Consider the following 22,397-nt stretch of genomic DNA (forward strand, 5'->3'; position numbering starts at 1 on the left):
GCACTGTCCGGGGGGCGGGCCCTTCGCCGTGGATCACACCGTCGACACCCTCTCGACGGTCAGTGGGTCAGGCCTCGAAGACCTCGCGGACCAGCTGCTCCTGCTCGGCCTGGTGCCGCTTCGCCGAGCCGACGGCCGGGGACGAGCCGTGCGGCCGGGAGATGCGCCGCAGACGCTCGCCGTGCGGGATGTCGGCGCCGACCGCCAGGTCCAGGTGGTCGATCAGGTTCAGGGCGATGAACGGCCAGGCGCCCTGGTTGGCCGGCTCCTCCTGCACCCACAGGTACTTCTCGGCGTTCGGGTACTTGTTGACCTCGGCCTGGACCTCGGCGCCCGGCAGCGGGTACAGCCGCTCGAGGCGGATGATCGCCGTGTCCGTGATGCCGCGCTTCTGCCGCTCGGCCTCGAGGTCGTAGTAGACCTTGCCGGCGCAGAAGACGACCTTCTTCACCGCGTCGGCCTGGACCGACGTGTCGCCGATGACCGGGCGGAACTGGCCCGTGGTGAACTCCTCCGCCTTCGACGCGGCGGCCTTCAGGCGCAGCATCGACTTCGGGGTGAAGACCACCAGCGGCTTGTGGTGCGGGTTGTGCACCTGCCACCGCAGGAGGTGGAAGTAGTTCGACGGGAGCGTCGGCATCGCGACCGTCATGTTGTTCTGGGCGCAGAGCTGGAGGAAGCGCTCGACACGGGCCGAGGAGTGGTCCGGGCCCTGGCCCTCGTAGCCGTGCGGCAGGAGCAGGGTGACGCCGGACGTCTGGCCCCACTTCTGCTCGGCGGCCGAGATGTACTCGTCGACGACCGTCTGCGCGCCGTTGACGAAGTCGCCGAACTGCGCCTCCCACATCACGAGCGCGTCGGGGCGGGCCAGCGAGTAGCCGTACTCGAAGCCCATGACCGCGTACTCGGACAGCAGGGAGTTGTAGACGTTGTAGCGCGCCTGCTCCTCGGCGAGGTACTGGAGCGGGGTGTGCTCCTCGCCCGTCTCGCGGTCGATGAGGACCGCGTGACGCTGGCCGAACGTGCCGCGCTGGGAGTCCTGGCCGGACAGCCGGACCGGCGTGCCCTCGAGGAGGAGGGAGCCGACCGCGAGGGTCTCGCCCATGCCCCAGTCGATCGTGCCGTCCTCGACCATCGACGCCCGGCGCTGCAGCTGCGGCAGCAGACGCGGGTGGACGTGGAAGTAGTCGGGGATGTTGACCTGCGACTCGGCGATCCGCTTGACGGTCTCGGTGGAGATCGCGGTGTTCACGGCGACCGGGAACTCCGCCTGCGGGTCCGACACCGGGCCGGCGCTCGGCTGGGCCGTGACGGCCTCGCGGACCTCGGTGAAGACCTTCTCCAGCTGCCCCTGGTAGTCCTGCAGCGCCTGCTCGGCCTCTTCCAGGGTGATGTCGCCGCGACCGATGAGGGACTCGGTGTAGAGCTTGCGCACCGAGCGCTTCTTGTCGATCAGGTCGTACATCAGCGGCTGGGTGAAGGCCGGGTTGTCCGACTCGTTGTGACCGCGGCGGCGGTAGCAGATGAGGTCGATCACCACGTCCTTGTTGAACGCCTGGCGGAACTCGAAGGCGAGCCGCGCGACGCGCACGACGGCCTCCGGGTCGTCGCCGTTCACGTGGAAGATCGGGGCCTCGATCATGCGCGCCACGTCGGTGGCGTACATCGACGAGCGCGAGGACTCCGGGGCGGCCGTGAAGCCGACCTGGTTGTTGATGACGATGTGGACCGTGCCGCCGGTGCGGTAGCCGCGCAGCTGCGACATGTTCAGGGTCTCGGCCACCACGCCCTGGCCCGCGAAGGCCGCGTCGCCGTGCAGGGCGACCGGCAGGACCGTGAAGTCCGAGCCGCCCTTGTTGATGATGTCCTGCTTGGCGCGGGCGATGCCCTCGATGACCGGGTCGACCGTCTCCAGGTGGGAGGGGTTCGCGGCCAGCGAGACCTTGATCTGCTCGCCGTCCAGGCCGGTGAAGGTCCCCTCGGCGCCCAGGTGGTACTTCACGTCGCCGGAGCCGTGCATCGACTTCGGGTCGAGGTTGCCCTCGAACTCGCGGAAGATCTGCGCGTACGACTTGCCGACGATGTTCGCGAGGACGTTCAGCCGGCCGCGGTGGGCCATGCCGATGACGACCTCGTCGAGACGGGACTCGGCCGCACTGTCCAGCACCGCGTCCAGCAGCGGGATGACGGACTCGCCGCCCTCCAGCGAGAAGCGCTTCTGGCCGACGTACTTCGTCTGCAGGAACGTCTCGAAGGCCTCCGCCGCGTTCAGCCGGCGCAGGATGCGCAGCTGCTCCTCGCGCTCCGGCTTGGTGTGCGGGCGCTCGATGCGGTCCTGGATCCAGCGGCGCTGCTTGGGGTCCTGGATGTGCATGAACTCGACGCCGGTGGTGCGGCAGTACGAGTCGCGCAGCACGCCGAGGATGTCGCGCAGCTTCATCAGGGACTTGCCGGAGAAGCCGCCGACGGCGAACTCGCGCTCCAGGTCCCACAGGGTGAGCCCGTGCTCGGTGATGTCGAGGTCGGGGTGCTTGCGCTGGCGGTACTCCAGCGGGTCGGTGTCGGCCATGACATGGCCGCGGACCCGGTAGGAGTGGATCAGCTCGAAGACGCGGGCGGCCTTGGTGACGTCGTCGTCGTGGCTGGCGTCGATGTCCTTGAGCCAGCGGACCGGCTCGTAGGGGATGCGCAGCGCCTCGAAGATCTCGTCGTAGAAGCCGCTCTCGCCGAGCAGGTAGTTCGCGACGATCCGCAGGAACTCGCCGGAGGCCGCGCCCTGGATGACCCGGTGGTCGTAGGTCGACGTGAGCGTCATGACCTTGGCGATGCCGAGCTTGTTCAGGGTGTCCTGGCTGGTGCCCTGGAACTCCGCCGGGTAGTCCATCGAGCCGACGCCCATGATGACCGACTGGCCGGGCATCAGGCGCGGCACGGAGTGCACGGTGCCGAGGCCGCCGGGGTTGGTCAGGGAGACCGTGACGCCGGTGAAGTCGTCCATCGTCAGCTTGCCGTCGCGGGCGCGGCGGACGATGTCCTCGTAGGCCTGCCAGAACTCGAAGAAGTTCAGCGTCTCGGCCTTCTTGATGCCGGCGACGACGAGCTGGCGGTCGCCGTTGGCCTTCACCAGGTCGATGGCCAGGCCGAAGTTGACGTGCGGCGGCTTGACGAGGGTGGGCTTCCCGTCCTTCTCCGCGTAGTGCCAGTTCATCGACGGCATGGCCTTGATGGCCTGCACCATCGCGAAGCCGATCAGGTGCGTGAAGGAGATCTTCCCGCCCCGGGCGCGCTTGAGGTGGTTGTTGATGACGATGCGGTTGTCGAACAGCAGCTTCACCGGGACCGCGCGCACGGACGTGGCCGTGGGCAGCTCCAGCGAGGCGTTCATGTTCTTGGCGACCGCGGCGGACGGGCCGCGCAGCGTCACGAACTCCGGGCCCTCGGGGGAGGCGGGCGCCGCGGCGGCGGGCGCGGGCTTCGCGGCGGCGGCCGGCTTGGCCGCGGGGGCCGGGGCCGCCTTCGCCGGAGCCGGGGCGGCGGCCGCGGGCTTCGGCACGGCGGCCGGAGCAGGGGCGGGCGCCGGAGCGGCGGCGGGGACCGGCTGGGACGCCGGGGCGGCGGGCGCGGGGGATGCGGTGGTGGTCGCTGCGGCCCCCGTGGCCGCAGTACCCGCCGTAGCCGAGGGGGCAGCAGCCCCTGGCTTGTAGTCGGCGAAGAAGTCCCACCAGGCACGGTCTACCGAATTCGGGTCCTGGAGGTACTGCTGATAGATCTCGTCGACGAGCCACTCGTTCGGTCCGAACGCGGCAGCGGGGTTCTTGCCCGCTTGGTCTGCGTCGGTCGAGATGCTCGATGCGTTACTGGGGGACTGTGGCGACACGGCGGCAACCGCCCTCTTCCGCTTCACAAGGTGATGGACAGCGGGAATAAAGGCTACGCCCCCCGGAGGGGGAGAGTCAGGCCGGGCCCGTCCATCGTCGCGTAAGTCACATCGGAATGTGAGTTTCGGGGGTGGAAATGGCGGGAAACAAGCGCGGTTGCGCGTCAAAAGGGTGTGTCGATGCACGTCACGCACGACGGGCGTGCGGACCCTTTGCCGACCTGCGTCGGCGCTCTGCCTGATCACACGTGTCCGACAGGGCGAACACCGGTGGATCTTGCGGCTCCGCTTCGAACTTTACGTCAATTTGGCACGGAGGACTCTCCCGGAAGAGTGACAAGAATCCGACAGCCCCGCTCGGATTCGGCCACTCCGATCCGGCCTCCGTGAAGATCGACCGCCCAGCGGGCGATCGCGAGCCCCAGTCCCGTGCCGCCGTCGCTGCCCGGACCGTGCGGCCGGCGCACGGCGCCCCGGTTGAACCGCTCGAACACGCCCCGCCACTCCGAGCGCGGAATACCGGGCCCCTCGTCCAGGACCTCGATCTCCAGCGATTCCGGCAGCGGCCCGCGCCGCGCCTTCACCGTCACCCGTCCGTGCGGCGGGCTGTGCTTGACGGCGTTGTCGATCAGATTGGCGACGACCTGGTGGATGCGCTCCGGGTCCGCGTGCGCCGTGAGCTCCGGCGGGCACACGTCCAGGTGCAGATGGACGTCCGTACGGGTGTGGCTGCCGCCCGAACCCATCGTGGCGCGCGCCGAGGCGACCATGTTGGCCTCCTTCAGCACGCCCGACAGGTACGGCCACACCTCGAAGCGCCGCCGGCGCAGCGGGACGACGCCGTTGTCGAGGCGGGACAGGTCCAGCAGGGTCTCCACCAGGCGGCCCAGCCGCTCCGTCTGCTTCAGCGCGGTGCGCATCGTCTCGGTGTCCGCCTCGGCGATGCCGTCGACGACGTTCTCCAGGACGGCGCGCAGTCCGGCGATGGGCGTGCGCAGCTCGTGCGAGACGTTGGCCACCAGCTCCTTGCGCTGCCGGTCCTGCGCCTCCAGCTCGTCCGCCATGACGTTGATCGTCTGGGCGAGGTCGCCCAGTTCGTCGCGGCGGTTCTCGCTCACCCGGCGGGTGTAGTCGCCGTGCGAGATGGAGCGGGCCACCGTGTTCATCTCGTCCAGCGGCGCGGTCAGCGAATGCGCCACGAACTGCGTGATGAGCAGCGTCGCGACCATCGAGAAGACCGTGATGAAGCGGAGCTCCGTCTTGGTGTGCACCGCGATCATCGACAGACCCGTGGTGATCAGCACCGAGATGACGACCAGCGCGCCCAGCTTGGTCTTGATCGAGAACGGGCGCACACGGCCCCAGGGCTCCCCGGTTCCGGGAGCGGGGCTTCTGGGTCCGTCAGGCCCGGGACTCATGGCGTCGGGGTCTCCAGCGCGTAGCCCACGCCGTGCACCGTACGGATCCGCTCGGCGCCGATCTTCCGGCGCAGCGCCTTGATGTGGCTGTCGACCGTGCGGGTGCCGGAGGCGTCCGCCCAGTCCCAGACCTCGGCGAGGAGCTGCTCACGGGAGAGCACCGCGCGCGGGGTGTTCGCCAGGCAGACCAGCAGGTCGAACTCGGTGGGTGTGAGGTGCACGTCCTCCGAGCGCACCCGCACCCGGCGCTGCGCGTGGTCGATCTCCAGCTCGCCGAGCCGCAGGATCCCGCTGCGCGGCGTGGTCGCGGCGATCGCGGCCCGCTCCACCCGGCGCAGCAGCACATGCACGCGTGCCGCGAGCTCCCGCATGGAGAACGGCTTGGTCATGTAGTCGTCGGCGCCCACGCCGAGCCCGACCAACATGTCGGTCTCGTCGTCGCGCGCGGTGAGCATCATCACCGGCACCGGGCGGGCGGCCTGCACGCGACGGCAGACCTCCAGGCCGTCGAAGCCGGGCAGCATGATGTCGAGGATCAGCAGGTCGGGCTGCCAGGCCTCTGCCGTGTCGACGGCCGCCGGGCCGTCGCCCGCCGTTTGCACGAGGAATCCCTCGGCGCGCAGGCGGGCCGCGATGGCGTCGACGATCGTCGGATCGTCCTCGACCACCAGGACGCGCCGCTGCGCGCCCGGTGCGGCGGTCGCCGTGCTGTTGTGTGCGGTGTGTGTCTGCTCCATCGCCCGCCCCTGAGTGTGCTTTCCGGAACCAGTGGGGTGATCCCATGTCTGCGCATGACTGCGGTTGACGCGTAAATGATCGGCGTCAGGGGTGCAGCGTACGGGGAGTCACCGCGGCTTTGCTATCCAGGCCGGACGGCGAGATGCACGACGTCCGGCACTCCTCGGGCAACGGGGATCTCTTCGGTACGCACCTGCCGGAACCCGGCATTCCGCAAGGTTCCCTCGAATTCCGGAGAGGGCCGGGCAGACCAAACGGCCAGTACGCCGCCCGGTCTCAACACCCGTGCGCAGTCCGCGAGTCCGTCGGGGGAGTACAGGCTTTCGTTGCCCTCGGTGACGGTCCAGTCGGGCCCGTTGTCGATGTCCAGGCATACCGCGTCGAATGTGTCATGGGTCTCATGGACGTAGGCGAGCAGATCCGCTGCCACGATCCTCGACCTGGGGTCGGCGATCGCCGGCCCGGACAGCGCGGCCAGCGGGCCGTCGAGATGCCAGTCGATCACGGCCCCCTCGCGCTCCACGACCGTGACCTCGCCCCAGTGCGGGTCGGCGACCGCGTGGGCGAGCGAGAAGCCCACGCCCAGGCCGCCGATCAGCAGACGGGGAGCCGCGCGGTCGTCGAGCGCCGCACGTGCCGCCTCCACCAGAAGACGCTCCGAGCGGCCGTCGGAGGTGTCCATCAGGAAGCAGCCGTTGGCGATGATCTGGAGCAGCTTCCCGTGCCGGCGCAGGACCACCTCGCCGTAGGGGCCCTCGCGACGATCCAGCACTTCCGGGGCGTCGGGCATGTCGTACGGGAGAGGCATGCGTCCATCCTGGCAGTCCGCCGACGGCCGGGCGAGGGAAATCCGTGTGCGGCGGGTGCAGTTGACGTACGGACGTTCGAGCCGGGTTCGGGTCGCATGAGAATCACCCGAGAGGAGTCTCAGAGGTTTCTGTGAATCGGCCCAGGCGTGGCGCGGATCACAGACAGCGGGCGTGCGGGGCGCGAAGGGTGGGGGGTGAAACGGAAGGAGCGCCTCAGGTGGAACGCACGACCTCACCCACGAGCCCGCCCCTGCCCGGCGTCGCGGAACTGCCCGACGCCGCCGGTCTGCTGGACGGCATCCCCGGCCAGCGTGGCGCGCGGCCCGTCCCGCCGCTCGTCGAACGGCCCGGGGAACGGTGCGCAGCAGGCCCGGCCGAGCCGCCCGTGCGGACCGGCGCCGCCCCGCGTCCCCGCCTCCGGGCCGGATTCCGCGTGCGGGTCCCCGTGCCCTTCACCCTCGCCTACGCCGCCGTCCTCGCCTTCACCTCGTACGTCGCCGCGCACGCCGACCCCGCCCTGGTGTACGCCCTGTACCAGGGCTCCAGCACCGATGTGGCGCATCTGCTGCAGACGCCGGCGCTCGTCCTGACGGCCAGCGCGCTGTGGGTGGCGGGCGGCTTCGCCTCGCCCTTCACCCTCGGTTTCGTGGTCGTCCTCAGCACGCTGGAGCGGCGGATCGGCGGGGCCCGCACGGCGGTCGTCTTCCTGCTCGGACACATGCTGGCCACTCTCGCGACCGAGGTCCCGGTGGGTCTGGCCGTGCTGGTGGGGCGGCTGCCCGACAGTTCGCTCCACCGCCTCGACTACGGCATCAGCTTCGGCGTCGCCGCGAGCGTCGGAGCGCTGGCCGGACTGCTCGGGCCGTGGCTGCGCGGGCCCCTGCTCGTCGCGTTCGGCGGGATGCTGCTGCAGGATCTGATCGCCTACACCGACCCGCTGACCAACTGGGGCCATCTGATCGCGCTGGCGATAGGCGTCGCCCTCTGGCCGTGGGTCCGGCGCTGGGACCTGACGGGCCGGGCGGCCCGCCCTCGGCGGGCGGCGTCGCTGCCCGCGGCGTGAGCGCGGCGCGTGGCCGGCTCGTGAGCGCCCGGCCGATGCCGGGGGCGGACATGTTCCGGTGGGGCGGGCCCCGGTCGTCGACGTCGGGCGGGCCTCAGTCGTTGAACCGGACCGTGCCGTCCTCGCACAGGGTCGGGTGGAGCTTCATGGGACCGTACTCGTCCACGTCGGACGGGCGGGGCGGTTCGGGGCCGTCGGGGCCCAGCCGGATCATCCGTTCGACGCGGCAGACCCGGAACAGCCGGCCCTCCACGCTCGCCTCGTCCGCCCGGCCGGCCGCCCTGAACGCCTCGGCGGCCCGCGCGTAGAGGGCCTTCTTGCGCTCGTCGAAGCGGTAGAGCATCGCCCAGACCCGGGCCATCCCCTCGTACAGCGCGCGGCGCGCCTCGTGCGGGGTCGCGGCCAGCGAGCCGAACGGCGTCCAGTCCGTGCCCTCGCGCTCCGCCACCGAGAAGCCGACCGGCAGCCGGACCACGTCCGGATGGGTCAGCGCCGCCCGTGCGGAGTCCTCGCGGACGTCGGCGGGGAAGCGGGCGCCCGTGTACGTGAAGTCGCGCAGTCCCAGCCGCAGGGCGCCCGCCATCGGCCCCTCGTCCCGGCCGGGGTCGAGAGCGAAGCCCACGTCCGGCGACGGCGCGGCGCCCGGGTCCTCCCACGACGCGCCCGGGCCCTCCGGGTCGGTGGGCCGGGGCGGCTCCAGCCCGTCGTCGCCGGTCCGGGCGAACTCGTCGCCGCGCACCACCCGGTAGCGCACCCCCAGGGCCTCGACCTCGTCCGCGGGAGCCCGTTCCAGCACCGCGACCGCGGTCAGCAGCTCGCGCCGCACGGCCGGATCGCCGGCCCCGTCCTTCGCCTGGAACCACAGGTGCGAGTTGAGCCCGTCCCGGGCCTGCTGGGGCATGCCGTCCACGACCGGCTTCAGCAGACGCCAGCACGGCCCGTCGGCGGCCGGGTCCAGGGCGGCGACGCCGAAGACGGGCCCGCGCAGCGCGATGTGCGGATAACGCCTGGAGGCCTCGACGGCGTCCGCCTCGGTCACCCAGGCGACGGGGTCGTCGCGGAGGACCAGCTCCGCGTGGAGGGCGTCGAGACGTCGCTTCCAGTCATCGGTCATAAGCGCATTGTGGTCGGGGCGAAGGGCCGCTTCGGGGTGAATGCCGGAAGTGGGCGGGGTACGGGCAGGGGGCGCGAGGGGCGCGGCCCGTCGTGCGGCGGTAGGGGGTGCGCCCCCTGGGTCGGCGGAGGCCGTACCTGTGCGTCCCCCGTGAACTCCGCGCTCGCCGGCGACGACTCGCGCACCGCGCGGCAGGCTCGTACAGTGCCCGCCCCCCGGACGTCCGGCGTGCCCCGCCGGAGCGGTGTTGATCGCCCACAGCGAACGGCGCGGCCTACGGGGAACATTCCAGGGCTCAGGTGCATTGAGTCGGCATAGCTCAACTTGACTGCCGAAGGGGAGATCATGGCATCGACGTCCGCTCCGCTCACTCTGCCCGTGCTGCCTCTTGATGACGAGGTCGTGCTCCCCGGCATGGTGGTTCCGCTGGACCTCAACGACGCCGACGTACGCGCGGCGGTGGAGGCCGCCCAGGCCGCCGCCCGTTCAACACCGGGCAAGCCTCAGGTACTCCTCGTGCCGCGTGTCGACGGCACGTACGCGAGCACCGGTGTGCTCGGCACCGTCGAACAGGTCGGCCGGCTGGCCGACGGCGACCCGGGCGCGCTGATCCGCGGCCGCGGCCGCGTGAAGATCGGCGCCGGCACCACCGGGCCCGGCGCGGCGCTGTGGGTCGAGGGGACGAAGGCCGACCAGACCGTCCCCGAACCGCTGCCCGGTCATGTCGCCGAACTCGTCAAGGAGTACAAGGCGCTCGCCACCGCCTGGCTGCGCAAGCGCGCCGCCTGGCAGGTCGTCGACCGCGTCCAGGCCATCGACGACGTCTCCGCGCTCGCCGACAACTCCGGCTACTCGCCGTTCCTCACCACCGAACAGAAGGTGGAGCTCCTGGAGACCACCGACCCGGTGGCCCGTCTGAAGCTCGCCGCCCAGCAGCTGCGCGACCACCTCGCCGAACAGGACGTCGCCGAGACGATCGCCAAGGACGTCCAGGAGGGCGTCGACAAGCAGCAGCGGGAGTTCCTGCTGCGCCGCCAGCTCGAAGCCGTCCGCAAGGAGCTGCGCGAGCTCAACGGCGACGGCAAGGACGCGGCCGAGGAGTCCGACGACTACCGGGCCCGCGTCGAGGCCGCCGACCTGCCCGAGAAGGTCCGCGAGGCCGCCCTCAAGGAGGTCGACAAGCTGGAACGCTCCAGCGACCAGTCGCCCGAGGGCTCCTGGATCCGCACCTGGCTGGACACCGTCCTCGAACTGCCCTGGAACGAGCGCACCGAGGACCGGTACGACATCCAGGACGCCAAGTCCGTCCTCGACGCCGAGCACGCGGGCCTGGAGGACGTGAAGGAGCGCATCACCGAGTACCTGGCCGTGCGCAAGCGCCGCGGCGAGCGCGGTCTGGGAGTGGTCGGCGGCCGGCGCGGCGGCGCGGTCCTGGCCCTCGTGGGCCCGCCCGGCGTCGGCAAGACCAGCCTCGGCGAGTCCGTCGCGCACGCCATGGGCCGCAAGTTCGTCCGCGTCGCCCTCGGCGGCGTCCGCGACGAGGCCGAGATCCGCGGCCACCGCCGTACGTACGTCGGCGCGCTGCCCGGCCGGATCGTGCGGGCGATCAAGGAGGCCGGGTCGATGAACCCGGTGGTGCTCCTCGACGAGATCGACAAGGTGGGCTCCGACTTCCGGGGCGACCCGGCTGCCGCCCTCCTCGAAGTGCTCGACCCGGCGCAGAACCACACGTTCCGCGACCACTACCTGGAGGTCGAGCTCGACCTGTCGGACGTGGTGTTCCTGGCCACCGCCAACGTGCTCGAAGCCATCCCGGAGGCCCTGCTCGACCGCATGGAGCTGGTCCGCCTCGACGGCTACACCGAGGACGAGAAGGTCGTCATCGCCCGCGACCACCTGCTCCCGCGCCAGCTGGAGCGCGCGGGCCTCGAGGCGGACGAGGTCACCCTCGAGGAGAGCGCGCTGCGCAGGCTCGCCGGCGAGTACACCCGCGAGGCGGGCGTGCGCACCCTGGAGCGGTCCATCGCGCGGCTGCTGCGCAAGGTCGCGGCCCAGCACGAACTGGGCGAGCGGAAGCTGCCGTTCACCATCGGGGGCGAGGATCTGCGCGGCCTGATCGGCCGGCCGCACCATGTGCCCGAGTCCGCCCAGGACCCGGCCGAGCGCCGGACCGCAGTCCCCGGTGTCGCGACCGGTCTCGCGGTCACCGGCGCGGGCGGCGACGTCCTGTACGTCGAGGCCTCGCTGGCCGACCCGGAGACGGGTGCGGCGGGCCTGACCCTGACCGGTCAGCTCGGCGACGTGATGAAGGAGTCGGCGCAGATCGCGCTCAGCTTCCTGCGCAGCCACGGGGCCGAACTGGAGCTGCCGGTGGGCGACCTGAAGGACCGGGGCGTGCACATCCACTTCCCGGCGGGCGCGGTCCCCAAGGACGGTCCGAGCGCGGGCGTCACCATGACGACCGCCCTCGCGTCCCTGCTGTCCGGCCGGCTCGTCCGCACGGACGTGGCGATGACCGGCGAGGTGTCCCTCACCGGCCGGGTCCTGCCGATCGGCGGCGTGAAGCAGAAGCTGCTGGCCGCGCACCGGGCGGGCGTCACCACCGTCATCATCCCCAAGCGCAACGAGCCCGACCTGGACGACGTGCCCGCGGAGGTGCTGGACACGCTCGACGTCCACGCCGTCACGGACGTCCGCCAGGTGCTGGAGCTGGCGCTCGCGCCCGCCGCGAACGGCGCGACGCCGGAGGTTCCCGTGGCGGCGTGACGGACGCCGTGGGAGGGACGAGGGCCCGGGACCCGTGGGGACCGGGCCCTCGTCATGCCCGTGGGCGGCCCTGCGAGCCGCCGCCGGGCACTGGCTGCGAAATACTGAGGAGCTGCGCCGATGGCGGCGACCGGCGAACAAAAGCAGAGGTGCTGACGTGCACGAGGACACAGACGGCGACGGACGCGGGGACGAGTCCGGCGCGCCGTCGCGCGGGGTGGAGCGGGACGACCGGGAGTTCCTGTCCCTGGAGCGGGAGCTGACGGTGCTGTTCCGCCGGGCCCGCGCCAACCAGGGGGAGATGGCCCGCGAGGTCCATCCGGACCTGGAGTCCGCCGCCTACGGGCTCCTCGTCCGGCTGGAGGAGTGCGGCCGGCAGCGGGCCACCGAGCTCGCCGCCTACATCGGCGTCGGCAAGGCCACCATGTCGCGCCAGCTGCGTGCCCTGGAACAGCTCGGCCTCGTCGCGCGCGCACCGGACCCGGCGGACGGCCGGGCCTGGCTGGTCGACCTCACCGAGGAGGGCCGCACCCGGGTGAGCCGGGTCCGCGAGGCCCGCCGTGAGCGGTACGTCAGCCACTTCTCCCACTGGGACCGCGTCGAGGTCGAGGAACTGGCACGACTGCTGCACCAGCTGAACCGGGGCATGGAGAAGTAGCCCCACCGGGCCGAGGCCGCCGGGCCGAAGCGGTCGGGTTCGGGGTCGCCGTGGCGGGTCCGGGCGGCCCGGTCACGGCTCCACGCACACCACCGTCGCGTCGTCGTGGGTCTTCGCCCGGCCGAGCAGGGGACGTCCGGCCGCCTCGTCCGCCCGCTCCAGCTCCCGCACCCGCTCCACGAGGGCCCGCGCCCCCTGCTCGCCCACCAGGGCGAACAGATCCCCCCAGTCGCCCTGGCGGAACAGCTCCGCCCAGCGCCCGGCCCCGTCCGACAGGGCGGCGAGCGAACGGACCTCGCCACGCGGCACGGACCCCGTCACCGCGCGGGCCGCCACCGACGGATCGGCCGCCGCCGTGAAGAAGCCGCCCTCCCGGTTGCGCAGCGTGCCGTCGACGACGTCGGCGCTGCGCAGCAGGGCGCGCGGCACACGGGCCAGCCGGTCGTCCTGGACGGCGGTCACCGCGCCGTCGGGTGAGGCGAGCAGCAGCGTCGCGTCGCACAGGACCAGGTACTCCACCGTCCGCGGCGACCAGCGCGCCAGGACCGCCGTCGCCTGAGGCGTGCGCGGGTGAGAAAGGTCACAGGTTTCCGCATGGGCCTCGGCGGTACGTGCGATGGCGAGGGCGAGCGCCCCGGCCAGCGGAACATCCGTGAGCGAAACGGTCAGTTCGGTCAGGGCGCCGCCCAACCGTGCCGTGAACCAGGGGACCGAATGCAGACAGCCCCCGCCGTCCCTCGGCGGAGTCACCCCGTCCAGGAGGACGAGCGAACCTCCCTGCCCGGAGGCGGCGAGCCCGACACCCGCGAAGTCCTCGTTGGGGCGGGCCCGATCGCCGGCCTCCGACACAAGTTCCGTACGCATCCGGCCAGTCTGCACGAGCCCTTCACAGCCTTCGCGAAAGGCTGGCAACACGCGCCGAACGGGTACGCCGTCGCAGGTCAGACGCCTGTTTTGGGCGGGAATGAAGCACTCCGGGAACGCGTGTCGGCGAATACTGCCAAAGCCCGCCGCCCACGTCCAACCGGCCGACCGGACGGGGTTGCTGCACGCGCCAGAGGAACTTGCCCGCCAACTCCCCTCCGATGTTCACTCCTTCGGGTGGCGGGGCCGACGATGCGCGGCCCCTGCCCACCGGCACTGGGAGGGTCGGGAGCCGTACCGGACGTAGGCGTCAGTTGACAGAGCGTCACATCCGGCCCCTGGAACACGAGTCAGGAATGCGAGCACCGGTGCAGAAGACGCGGCCTCGGCGTACAGGCAGGCAGACGGCCTCCGAGGGGGGCGCGGAGCGCACCCCCGTCGGCAAGGGCCGTCCGACCCATGTGCGCAACCGGCTGATCGTCGCGGTGGCCGTGGTGGCCGCCGCCATCGCCGGCGCCGGCGCACCCTCCGTCCTGGCCGCCTCCGGCCAGCTGAAGGACTCCCAGGACCTGGTCACCCTGGCCGAGCAGACCCAGGACGCCCTCGCCCTCGCCCGGTCCCTGGCGGACGAGCGCGACGAGGTCACCGCCTACGTGGCGGCCGGGCGCGTCAAGTCCAGGGCCCCTTCCACGCAGAGCAGCACCAAAGTGGACCTCCAGGTGCGCGAGCTGACCGCCGAGACCGACGTCTCCGCCGCACTGCGCGCCGCCCTCGCCGCCGTCCCTTCCGCGCGGCGGTCGGCCCTCACCGGCAAGAACACGGCGCTGCAGGCGCACCAGGACTACTCCGAGGCGATCGCCGCGCTCCATGCGCTCGTCGACCGGCTGGCGGAGGACACGCCGCCGCGCGCGGGATCCGGCGCGTACGCCTTCGCCGAACTCGACACCGCCGTCCAGCAGGCCGCCGCGACCCGCGGACTGCTGCTCGCGGCGCTCAGCGTGCCGACCACCACCGAGACGGACTACGACCCCGTCACCGGCCGGACGAGCACCGAGAAGGTCTCGAGCGACGCCGACGCCGCCCAGCGCGACGCCCTCACCGCCGCCGCACAACAGGCACGGCTGCGCTCCGACGCGGCCCTCGCTGACTTCCGCGAGGGCGCGCCCCAGGAGGCGCTGGCCTCCTACGACTCCACCGTCACCGGCGGCGACGTCGACACCGCCGAGGCCTATCTCGCGTCCCTCACCGACCAGCCCAGGCTGAGCGACCGCGAACTCGGCACCGGCGTCAGGAAACTGGACGTCGCGCTCTCCGCCCGCCTCGACCTGATGCGCGGGGCCGAGGCCTCCCTGTACGGCCACCGCGCGGAGGACCTCGCCCGGCTCCGCGACGACGACGTCACCGGCCTGGAGATCCGCGTCGCCGTCCTCGGCGCGCTGATGCTGCTCGCCGTCGCCGTCGCCACGGGCATGGCACGCAGCCTCACCCGCCCGCTGTCCGTGCTGCGCCGCGGATCGGCCAGGCTCGCGGAGGCGGAACACCCGGCGGCCGAGGAACCGATCGGGTTCACCGGCCGCAACGACGAGTTCGCCCAGGTCGTGCGGTCCGTCAACGCCCTGCACGAGCACGCCGCGACCCTCCACGAGCGGGTCGCCACGCTGGAGTCCGACCGCAAGCACCTCGTCGGGCAGCGCCAGCGGATGGCCGACGCCCGGGAGGAGCTGCGCGCCGAACTCGGCGACGCGGCGGCCCAGCTGGACGGCCTGCGGGACAGCATCAGCGGCACCTTCGTCAACCTCGCCCTGCGCACCCTGGGCCTGGTGGAGCGCCAACTCGCCGTCATCGAGGGTCTGGAGGAGCGCGAGCAGGACCCTGACCGGCTGGCCACCCTCTTCAAACTCGACCACTTCGCCACGGTCATGCGCCGGCACAGCGAGAACCTGCTGGTGCTGGCCGGCACCGAGCACGTCCAGCAGCACGCGGGCCCGATCCCGCTGGTGGACGTGGTCCGCGCAGCGGTCAGCGAGATCGAGCGCTACGAGCGCGTCCGGATCTCCGCGCTCCCGCCGCACGCACATGTGGCGGGCTTCGCCGCGGACGACCTCTCGCACCTGCTGGCCGAGCTGATGGAGAACGCCACCTCGTTCTCCCCGCCGGACCTGCCGGTCGAGGTCTCCGGCTGGCTCCTGGAGAACGGCGAGGTCATGCTCTCCGTCCAGGACGAGGGCATCGGGATCACGGAGGACCGGCTGAGCCGCCTCAACGCCCGCCTCGCCGAGTTCGACCCCGCGACGCCGTACGACCAGGAGGGCGAGGACGGTCTCGGTCTCGGCCTGTACGTGGTGGCCCGGCTCGCCCACCGGCACGGGGTGCGGGTGCGGCTGCGCGAACAGAAGCAGGGCGGAGTGGCGGCGGTCGTCGTCCTGCCGGCCCCGCTGCTGGCCGCCGCCCCGGCCGCCGCGATCCCGGCGACGTCCCCGGCCTCGGCCGCCGCCCAGAGCTTCACCCTCCCCGGCGCGGACGCGGAGGCCAACTCCAACGTCCTGCCCGGCCGTTCGCCGTCCGCGGACCCGCTGGTCGCCCTGGCGGAGCGGACGGTCCGGGAGGCACGCCCTCCGGCGGGGCAGACGCCCGAGCCCACGCCGGCGCCCGAGGCCGCTCCGGCGCCCGAGCCCGCGCACGACGAGCCCGCGCACGTGCAGCCGTCCGAGTCCCTCGCCGCGCCCGCGCCCGTGTCGACGCCGACGGCGGATCCGGCGGCGCAGCCGCCCGTGGAACGGCCCGCCGAGACGACGATGGAACTCCTGCTGCCGATCCCGCCGGACTCGCCGGACGCGGGGGAGGAGAGCACCCGGCGGCGGAACGACGACCCCGCACCCGCCGGGGAGAAGCCCGCGGTACCGGCCGCGCGACCGGCCCCGGCCGCTCCGGTGACGCCCGGGGCCCGGCCGGAACCCCGCACCTCGACCGACACCGAGAACGAGAACGACACCGAGAACGACACCGACACCGCCCTCGACACCGAAGCCGAAGCCGAGCACACCCGCACCCCCGACGCCCCGGAAGAGCTCGTCACCGACAAGGGCCTCCCGAAGCGCACGCCCAGGATCACCGCACCCGCACAGGCCCCGCGCCGGCGGACCGCCTCCGTCGACGCGGACGCCCTCCGCCGCCGTCTGGGCGGCTTCCGTCGGGGGGCGGAGGCCGGTTACCGCGACGTCGAAGCGGAGATCGCCGAACGAACGGGCCAGAACCGGGTCCCGTCACCTTCTGCGGAACCGGACGCACCGCGTCCAGCAGCTCAAGAAGTACACGCACACGCCGAAGAAGACACGGGGGGCACAGTCGAGGAGGCAAGCAGTTGACCGCGCCCAGTACCTTCGCACTGAGCAGTGAAGCCCGAAACCTGCACTGGCTGTTGAGCAACCTCGTGGAGGAGGTCCCCGGCATCCAGTCCGTCGCGGTCGTCTCCTCGGACGGCCTGCTGCTGCTCTCCTCGGACCCCGGCCGCAACGCCGCGGCCCGGCAGGCCAGAGAGGCCAGGCCCTCCGGACCCCGGGGGTCCTCGGCGGATCTCGCCACCATCGTCTCCGGCATCGGCAGCCTCACCATCGGGGCCGCCAAGCTCATGGAGTTCGGCGGGGTGAAGCACACCATGGTCGCCATGGAGGAGGGCAGCCTCTTCGTCATGTCGATCAGCGACGGCTCGCTCCTCGGCGTGCACGGCTCCGCCGACTGCGACATGAGCGTGGTGTCGTACCACATGGCGCTCTTCGTGGGCCGCGCCGGACACGTGCTCACCCCGGAACTCCGCAGCGAGCTGCGAAAATCCCTGGAGTCCGAGACGACCGGGAGTCTGCGATGAGCACGGGCCCGAAGAACGTCAGGCAGCAGCTCCCCGTCCGCGGCGGCGACCGCAGGCCGGCCCGTGTGCGCCCCTATTCGCTCACCGGCGGCCGCACCCGCTTCGGTCACGTCCTCCTCGTCGAGACGTTCGTGGCGGCGCTCGAGGCCCCCGAAGAACGGCGGGAGTTGACGGGAGGGTCGCTCAAGTCGACCGTCATGCCCGAGTTGCGGGCCATCGTCGAACTGTGCCGCCGGATGCGCACGGTGGCCGAGATCGCCGCGTTGCTGCGGATGCCGCTCGGCGTGGTCCGGGTGCTCCTCAGCGACCTCGCGGACCAGGGAAAGATCCGTGTGTACGGCACCGGTACCGCTCACGGTACGGGCCGTCCCGACCGCGCTCTGCTGGAAAGGGTGCTGAGTGGACTCCGTCGTCTCTGACGCCGCCTCCTCCCCCGGCGTCACCCCCGTCGTCGAACGCGACGAACCCCTGCAGCCCTGGCAGACGGACCGCACGCGAGCCCCCGTCGCCACGAAGATCGTGGTGGCGGGCGGCTTCGGAGCCGGCAAGACCACCCTGGTCGGCACCGTCTCGGAGATCGAGCCCCTCCAGACGGAGGCGCTGATGACCCAGGCGAGCGAGGAGACCGACGACCTCACCGGCACCCCGGAGAAGGTCACCACCACGGTCGCCATGGACTACGGCCGGCTCACCCTCGACGACGACCTGGTGCTCTACCTGTTCGGCACGCCGGGCCAGCAGCGGTTCTGGTTCATGTGGGACGACCTGGTGCGCGGCGCGATCGGCGCGGTCGTGCTGGCCGACACCCGTCGTCTGAAGGACTGCTTCCCCGCGCTGGACTACTTCGAGAGCTGCGGGCTGCCGTACGTGGTCGCCGTCAACCACTTCGACGGCAGTGACCTGTTCGAGCCTGCGGACGTGCGGGAGGCGCTGACGGTCCCCCCGCACATACCTGTCATGATCATGGATGCGCGACGCCGGATCTCGGTGATCGAGACCCTCCTGGCCCTGGTGGGCCACGCGCTCGACGAAACCCCCGAGTAATCCTCGTTTAGGAGCCATCCCCGCATGCGGAAGATACTCGTCGTCGGAGCCGGCCAGTCCGGACTCCAGCTCGCCCTCGGCCTCCAGTCGCACGGGTACGAGGTCACCCTGATGTCGAACCGGACGGCGGACGAGATCCGCTCCGGTCGCGTCATGTCGACGCAGTGCATGTTCCACACGGCCCTGCAGCACGAGCGCGACCTCCAGCTGAACTTCTGGGAGCAGCAGGCCCCGAAGATCGAGGGCCTCGGCGTCTCGGTCGCCGCCCCGGGCTCGCACGACCCCGGCCCCACCCAGCGCGCGATCGACTGGCTGGGCCGCCTCGACGGTTTCGCCCAGTCCGTCGACCAGCGCGTGAAGATGGCCGGCTGGATGGAGACGTTCGCCCAGCGCGGCGGCCAGCTGGTGATCCACGGCGCGGCGGTCTCCGACCTCGACTACTTCTCCCGCGCCTACGACCTCGTCCTGGTCTCCGCGGGCAAGGGCGAACTCGTCCAGATGTTCGGCCGCGACGCAGGGCGCTCCCCCTACGCCGAGCCGCAGCGCGCCCTCGCCGTCTCCTACGTCCACGGCCTGGGCCCGCGCCCGGAGCACCCGGACACCGAGGCGGTCCGCTGCAATCTGGTCCCGGGCGTCGGCGAACTGTTCGTCATGCCGACGCTCACCACCTCCGGTCGCGCGGACATCCTGTTCTGGGAGGGCATACCCGGCGGCCCCCTGGACGCCTTCAACGGCGTCAAGGACCCGGCGGAACACCTCTCCCTGACCCTGGAGCTCATGGAGAAGTTCACGCCCTGGGAGTACGCGCGGGCCACCCGGGTCGAATTGACCGACGCCGGCGGCACCCTGGCCGGCCGCTATGCCCCCACCGTCCGCAACGCCGTCGGCCGCCTCCCCGGCGGCGGTCTGGTGCTGGGCGTCGCGGACGTCGTCGTCGCCAACGACCCCATCACCGGCCAGGGTTCCAACTCGGCCGCCAAGTGCGCGGCCGCCTACCTCGCGTCGATCCTCGAGCGCGGGGAGAAGGAGTTCGACGAGGAGTGGATGCGCGCCGCCTTCGACCGGTACTGGGACACCGCGCAGCACGTCACCAAGTGGACCAACGCGATGCTGGGCCCGCCGCCGGAGCACATCGTCAACCTGCTGGGCGCGGCCGGACAGCTGCCGCCCGTGGCTGATCGTTTCGCCAACGCCTTCAACGACCCGGCGGACTTCGAGAACTTCTTCTACGAGCCGGAGAAGACGGCCGCCTATCTGGCGGAGGTCAGCGGGGCCTGAGGAAGCGGGTGGCGGGAATTCACGCAACGGCCGTGAGGGGGACCGGCCGCGGTGCCATACTCGCCCGATGCCGTTTCTTGAAGACAAGTTTGCCGGCCTGCACCGTGTCGGAACACGTTCCTTCGGCGAGACCGAGCGCAACCTCGTCGGAGTGAACGGCCCGCACGTCCTGCCCCACAACGAGACCGGAGTGATCGGCTGGGGCACCTCGTGGCGCATGCAGGGGTATCTGCTGATGGCCCGGCGCACCGGCCGGCCCGACTACGCCGAGCGGCTCGCGGAACTCGTCGACCAGGTCCTCCTGGCGCGCGACGACCTCCGCGGCGTGAGCGACTTCCGCGGCCGCAGCCTGCCGGTGTGGAGCACCGCCCACAAGTTCACCGCCGCCTCCGTCGTCCTGCACGACACGGACGGCCGGCCCGCCCTCGAGATCACGGTCTGTCCGCCGCACGCCAGAACCGCCAGAGTCGCCGTCCACCCGGACGGCGACCGGCACTTCCGCATATCCGTGACGGGACCCCAGCGGACGGACGTCGAGGTGTCGGGGCTCAGCCTCGACCCGCTGGACGACCGTCGCGCGGACCGGGTCCTGTACGCCGCGTACGAGCAGCGCACCGCGGTCACCGCCCGGCTGCTGCCGTCCGACCCGCCGGCCCGCGGCCCCCGACGACCGCGTCCCGGCGTCTACGCCGCACGGCCCGCCATGGTCTCGCTCGCCGCCCAGACCGGCATGATCACCTATCCCATGGCCGGTCTGGCCCGGCTCGCCCGTGAACGCCCGGAGGCCGTGCCCGCCGCGGTGCGCGGACGCGTCGACGGCTACCTCGAGGCGGTGGACCGGGCGATGCGCGTCCACGACGAGCAGTGGGGCGCCACGGACGACGGGCATGGCTTCTACCGCTGGCTGCCCGACGAACCCGTCTCCTTCGCGGGGGCCGAGCTGCCCACCAACGAGTTCCTCGCGATGGGCCGCACCGCCGTCCAGCTCGCCGTGGTCACCGGCGAGGCCCGCTGGCGCGACCGCGCCGCCGCGATGGCCCGCGCCCTGCACCGGGACCTCGCGGTCTCCGACGGTGTGGCCGTATGGCCGTACTGGCCCGGCTACGGCCGCGTGTACCAGGGGTGGGAGGCGACCGGCTCGCCCGAGACCGACGGCTCCGGCGTCCGCCCCTCCTACCGCGCGGTCACCGTCCCCGAGGACGTCACGCACGCCCTGATCGACATCGACTTCCTCTGCCTCTACCACGACGCCCCGGGCCTTCCCGAGGTCTTCACCCAGGCCGACATGAGGGCGGTGGCGAACACCTTCACCCGCAACGTCGTCGAGCGCCGCGGCCGCGGCCGCACCCTGCGGATGCGGCACGACGTCGGCGGCGAGGGGCGGCGCGGCACCGACCGGGAGCAGGCCCACGTCGCCGCCTGGCTCCCGCTGCGCCGCTGGTCCCGTGAGGTGCCCCGGCTCGTCCGCGCGATCCGGCCGGCCACGCCGCCGCTCCCGTTGATGGGCGTGGACTCCTACTGCGCCGCTCTCCTGACGTCCTGACCCGCCGTTGCGTGCGGCCCGGCGTGCGGACCCGCCGTCGCCGTGCCGCGGTCCTTCGGAGGTGCGGAGCGCCCCGGGGACGCCCCCGGACGGCCCGGGCGCACCGCTCCCAGCACCGGAAAGGACGCGATCGGCGAGATCGTGACGCTCTCGCCGGTCCTCGGCGCCTGGACCACCCTCCCCCCGCCCAGGTACAGCGCGACATGGGTGGCCTCGGGGAAGTAGACCACCAGGTCGCCGGGGCGCAGCTCCTTCAGCGGGATCCGCGGCAGGCGCGCCCACTGCTCCTGGCTGGTGCGGGGGATCGGGGTCCCGGCGTGTCCCCAGGCCTCGGACGTCAGGCCCGAGCAGTCGTACGACCGGGGGCCCTCCGCGCCCCATTCGTAAGGCTTCCCGATCTGCCGTACCGCGTACCGGACGGCCCGTTCGCCCTCCTTCGACGGCTTGCCGTCGTCCGTGCCGAGCGCACCGGAGGCGACCAGCCTCTGCTGCGCCTGCGCGACGCCGTCCCTCTCCAGCCGCTCCAGAGCGGCGAGCCGGTCGGCGGTGAGCGAGGCCAGCAGTTTCTCGACGGCGGCCAGCCGCCCGCGTACGGCGTCGCGCTCCTTCTTCCTGCGCGCCGTCAGGGTGAGCTGCGCGTCGAGGACGGCCCGCGCCCGGCGTGCCAGAGCGTCGGCCCGGCGTTCGCCGCTCGCCAGCCGGCCGACCGTCACGGCCCGCTCGCGCGCCAACTGCCCGATCAGATGCCCCTGGTCGAGGGCGTGCTGCGGATCGCGGGCGAGCAGCAGCCGCAGGTACGCGGAGATCCCGGTGCTGCCCTGGTACTGCTGGCGGGCCAGCCGTCCGGCCGCTGCCCGGCTGTCGTGCAGCGACAGCCGGGCCCGCACCAGGCCGGCGTCCAGCCGTCCGGTCTCGGCGCGCCGCCGCACGAGCTGCTCCTCGGTGGCGTTGTAGGCCTCGGCGGCCTGTTCGGCCTCGCGGTACAGCCGCTGAAGCTCCGTCAGGAGCTCGGCGGTGGTCCGCTCCCCGCCGTCCTCCCCTGCGCCGCCGCCCCGGTCCGCGCCGCCGGGAACGCCCTCGTCCGTGCTCCCGTCGGCGTCCGTGTTCCCCGCGGCGTCCTGCGCCTCGGCGGCCGGTGGAGTGCTCGGAGCCGGGAGCGTCGGCGCGGCCGCCGTCGGCATGCCCGGTTCCGTCGGCTCCTGCGCGGCCGCTGCGCTCGCCGGGGCCAGCACGGTCTGGGCGGCGAGCGCCGCCGTGGCGACCGTACAGGCCAGACGCAGCAGTCTTCCTGACACGTCATCACCTCCGCTGCGGGGTGGCCCCTCCATCCCGCAGGGCGAGCTTCGGACGGATCCGCGCG

Annotated in this window: 16 protein-coding genes; 9 read left to right on the top strand and 7 right to left on the bottom strand. The window is 72.3% G+C overall.

Annotation, left to right across the window (positions count from 1 at the left end):
• Window positions 1–67: 67 nt before the first annotated feature.
• The 4 genes from ACN6LD_RS30080 to ACN6LD_RS30095 all read right to left on the bottom strand — a co-directional run bounded on the left by ACN6LD_RS30080 (window position 68) and on the right by ACN6LD_RS30095 (window position 6,841).
• Complete coding sequence (locus tag ACN6LD_RS30080) at window positions 68–3,877, bottom strand: multifunctional oxoglutarate decarboxylase/oxoglutarate dehydrogenase thiamine pyrophosphate-binding subunit/dihydrolipoyllysine-residue succinyltransferase subunit (protein ID WP_445044844.1); 3,810 nt, start codon at window positions 3,875–3,877, stop codon at window positions 68–70.
• A 302-nt stretch (window positions 3,878–4,179) separates the two neighbouring features.
• Window positions 4,180–5,295: a sensor histidine kinase gene (locus tag ACN6LD_RS30085; RefSeq protein ID WP_319190674.1), complete on the bottom strand. Its 1,116-nt coding sequence runs from the start codon at window positions 5,293–5,295 to the stop codon at window positions 4,180–4,182.
• Window positions 5,292–6,032 carry a response regulator transcription factor gene (locus ACN6LD_RS30090; RefSeq protein WP_319190672.1) on the bottom strand — a complete coding sequence of 247 codons (741 nt, stop codon included), beginning with the start codon at window positions 6,030–6,032 and terminating at the stop codon, window positions 5,292–5,294. The genes ACN6LD_RS30085 and ACN6LD_RS30090 overlap by 4 nt, the downstream gene beginning before the upstream one ends.
• A 122-nt stretch (window positions 6,033–6,154) precedes the next feature.
• On the bottom strand, window positions 6,155–6,841 hold the full coding sequence (locus ACN6LD_RS30095; protein WP_319190670.1) for a spermidine synthase family protein: 687 nt from the start codon (window positions 6,839–6,841) through the stop codon (window positions 6,155–6,157).
• Window positions 6,842–7,059: 218 nt separating this feature from the next.
• Between ACN6LD_RS30095 and ACN6LD_RS30100 the strand changes: the two genes are divergently transcribed.
• Window positions 7,060–7,905: a rhomboid-like protein gene (locus ACN6LD_RS30100; RefSeq protein WP_445044845.1), complete on the top strand. Its 846-nt coding sequence runs from the start codon at window positions 7,060–7,062 to the stop codon at window positions 7,903–7,905.
• 94 nt (window positions 7,906–7,999) lie between these two features.
• Here the strand turns inward: ACN6LD_RS30100 and ACN6LD_RS30105 are convergent, their stop codons facing one another.
• Window positions 8,000–9,019 carry a DUF5954 family protein gene (locus ACN6LD_RS30105; RefSeq protein WP_319190666.1) on the bottom strand — a complete coding sequence of 340 codons (1,020 nt, stop codon included), beginning with the start codon at window positions 9,017–9,019 and terminating at the stop codon, window positions 8,000–8,002.
• A 345-nt stretch (window positions 9,020–9,364) separates the two neighbouring features.
• Between ACN6LD_RS30105 and lon the strand changes: the two genes are divergently transcribed.
• On the top strand, window positions 9,365–11,785 hold the full coding sequence (gene lon, locus ACN6LD_RS30110) for an endopeptidase La (protein ID WP_445044846.1): 2,421 nt from the start codon (window positions 9,365–9,367) through the stop codon (window positions 11,783–11,785).
• A 157-nt stretch (window positions 11,786–11,942) separates the two neighbouring features.
• Complete coding sequence (locus ACN6LD_RS30115; protein WP_057584170.1) at window positions 11,943–12,443, top strand: MarR family winged helix-turn-helix transcriptional regulator; 501 nt, start codon at window positions 11,943–11,945, stop codon at window positions 12,441–12,443.
• 72 nt (window positions 12,444–12,515) lie between these two features.
• Here ACN6LD_RS30115 and ACN6LD_RS30120 read toward each other — a convergent pair whose 3' ends face one another.
• A complete protein-coding gene (locus tag ACN6LD_RS30120) occupies window positions 12,516–13,307 on the bottom strand; it encodes a hypothetical protein (RefSeq protein ID WP_319190662.1) in 792 nt (263 codons plus the stop codon).
• A gap of 368 nt (window positions 13,308–13,675) precedes the next feature.
• Between ACN6LD_RS30120 and ACN6LD_RS30125 the strand changes: the two genes are divergently transcribed.
• From ACN6LD_RS30125 to ACN6LD_RS30150, 6 genes are all read left to right on the top strand, one after another.
• Window positions 13,676–16,672, top strand: a complete 2,997-nt coding sequence (locus ACN6LD_RS30125; protein WP_445044847.1) for a sensor histidine kinase — start codon at window positions 13,676–13,678, stop codon at window positions 16,670–16,672.
• Complete coding sequence (locus ACN6LD_RS30130; RefSeq protein ID WP_319190659.1) at window positions 16,669–17,172, top strand: roadblock/LC7 domain-containing protein; 504 nt, start codon at window positions 16,669–16,671, stop codon at window positions 17,170–17,172. Before ACN6LD_RS30125 ends, ACN6LD_RS30130 begins: the two co-directional genes overlap by 4 nt.
• Entirely contained in the window at window positions 17,169–17,591 is a 423-nt protein-coding gene (locus tag ACN6LD_RS30135; protein WP_319190657.1) for a DUF742 domain-containing protein, read from the top strand. Before ACN6LD_RS30130 ends, ACN6LD_RS30135 begins: the two co-directional genes overlap by 4 nt.
• The gene (locus ACN6LD_RS30140; RefSeq protein ID WP_319190655.1) at window positions 17,572–18,216 is read left to right on the top strand and encodes a GTP-binding protein; all 645 of its coding nucleotides are present in this window, start codon (window positions 17,572–17,574) and stop codon (window positions 18,214–18,216) included. Before ACN6LD_RS30135 ends, ACN6LD_RS30140 begins: the two co-directional genes overlap by 20 nt.
• Before the next feature lie 24 nt (window positions 18,217–18,240).
• Window positions 18,241–19,494: a styrene monooxygenase/indole monooxygenase family protein gene (locus tag ACN6LD_RS30145; RefSeq protein WP_445044848.1), complete on the top strand. Its 1,254-nt coding sequence runs from the start codon at window positions 18,241–18,243 to the stop codon at window positions 19,492–19,494.
• 67 nt (window positions 19,495–19,561) lie between these two features.
• On the top strand, window positions 19,562–21,037 hold the full coding sequence (locus ACN6LD_RS30150) for a hypothetical protein (protein ID WP_445044849.1): 1,476 nt from the start codon (window positions 19,562–19,564) through the stop codon (window positions 21,035–21,037).
• On the opposite strand, the gene ACN6LD_RS30155 is transcribed toward ACN6LD_RS30150, so the two are convergent.
• Complete coding sequence (locus ACN6LD_RS30155; RefSeq protein ID WP_445044850.1) at window positions 21,010–22,332, bottom strand: NlpC/P60 family protein; 1,323 nt, start codon at window positions 22,330–22,332, stop codon at window positions 21,010–21,012. The genes ACN6LD_RS30150 and ACN6LD_RS30155 overlap by 28 nt on opposite strands.
• Window positions 22,333–22,397 lie beyond the last annotated feature (65 nt).

The organism is Streptomyces sp. SAS_272, assembly GCF_052543235.1.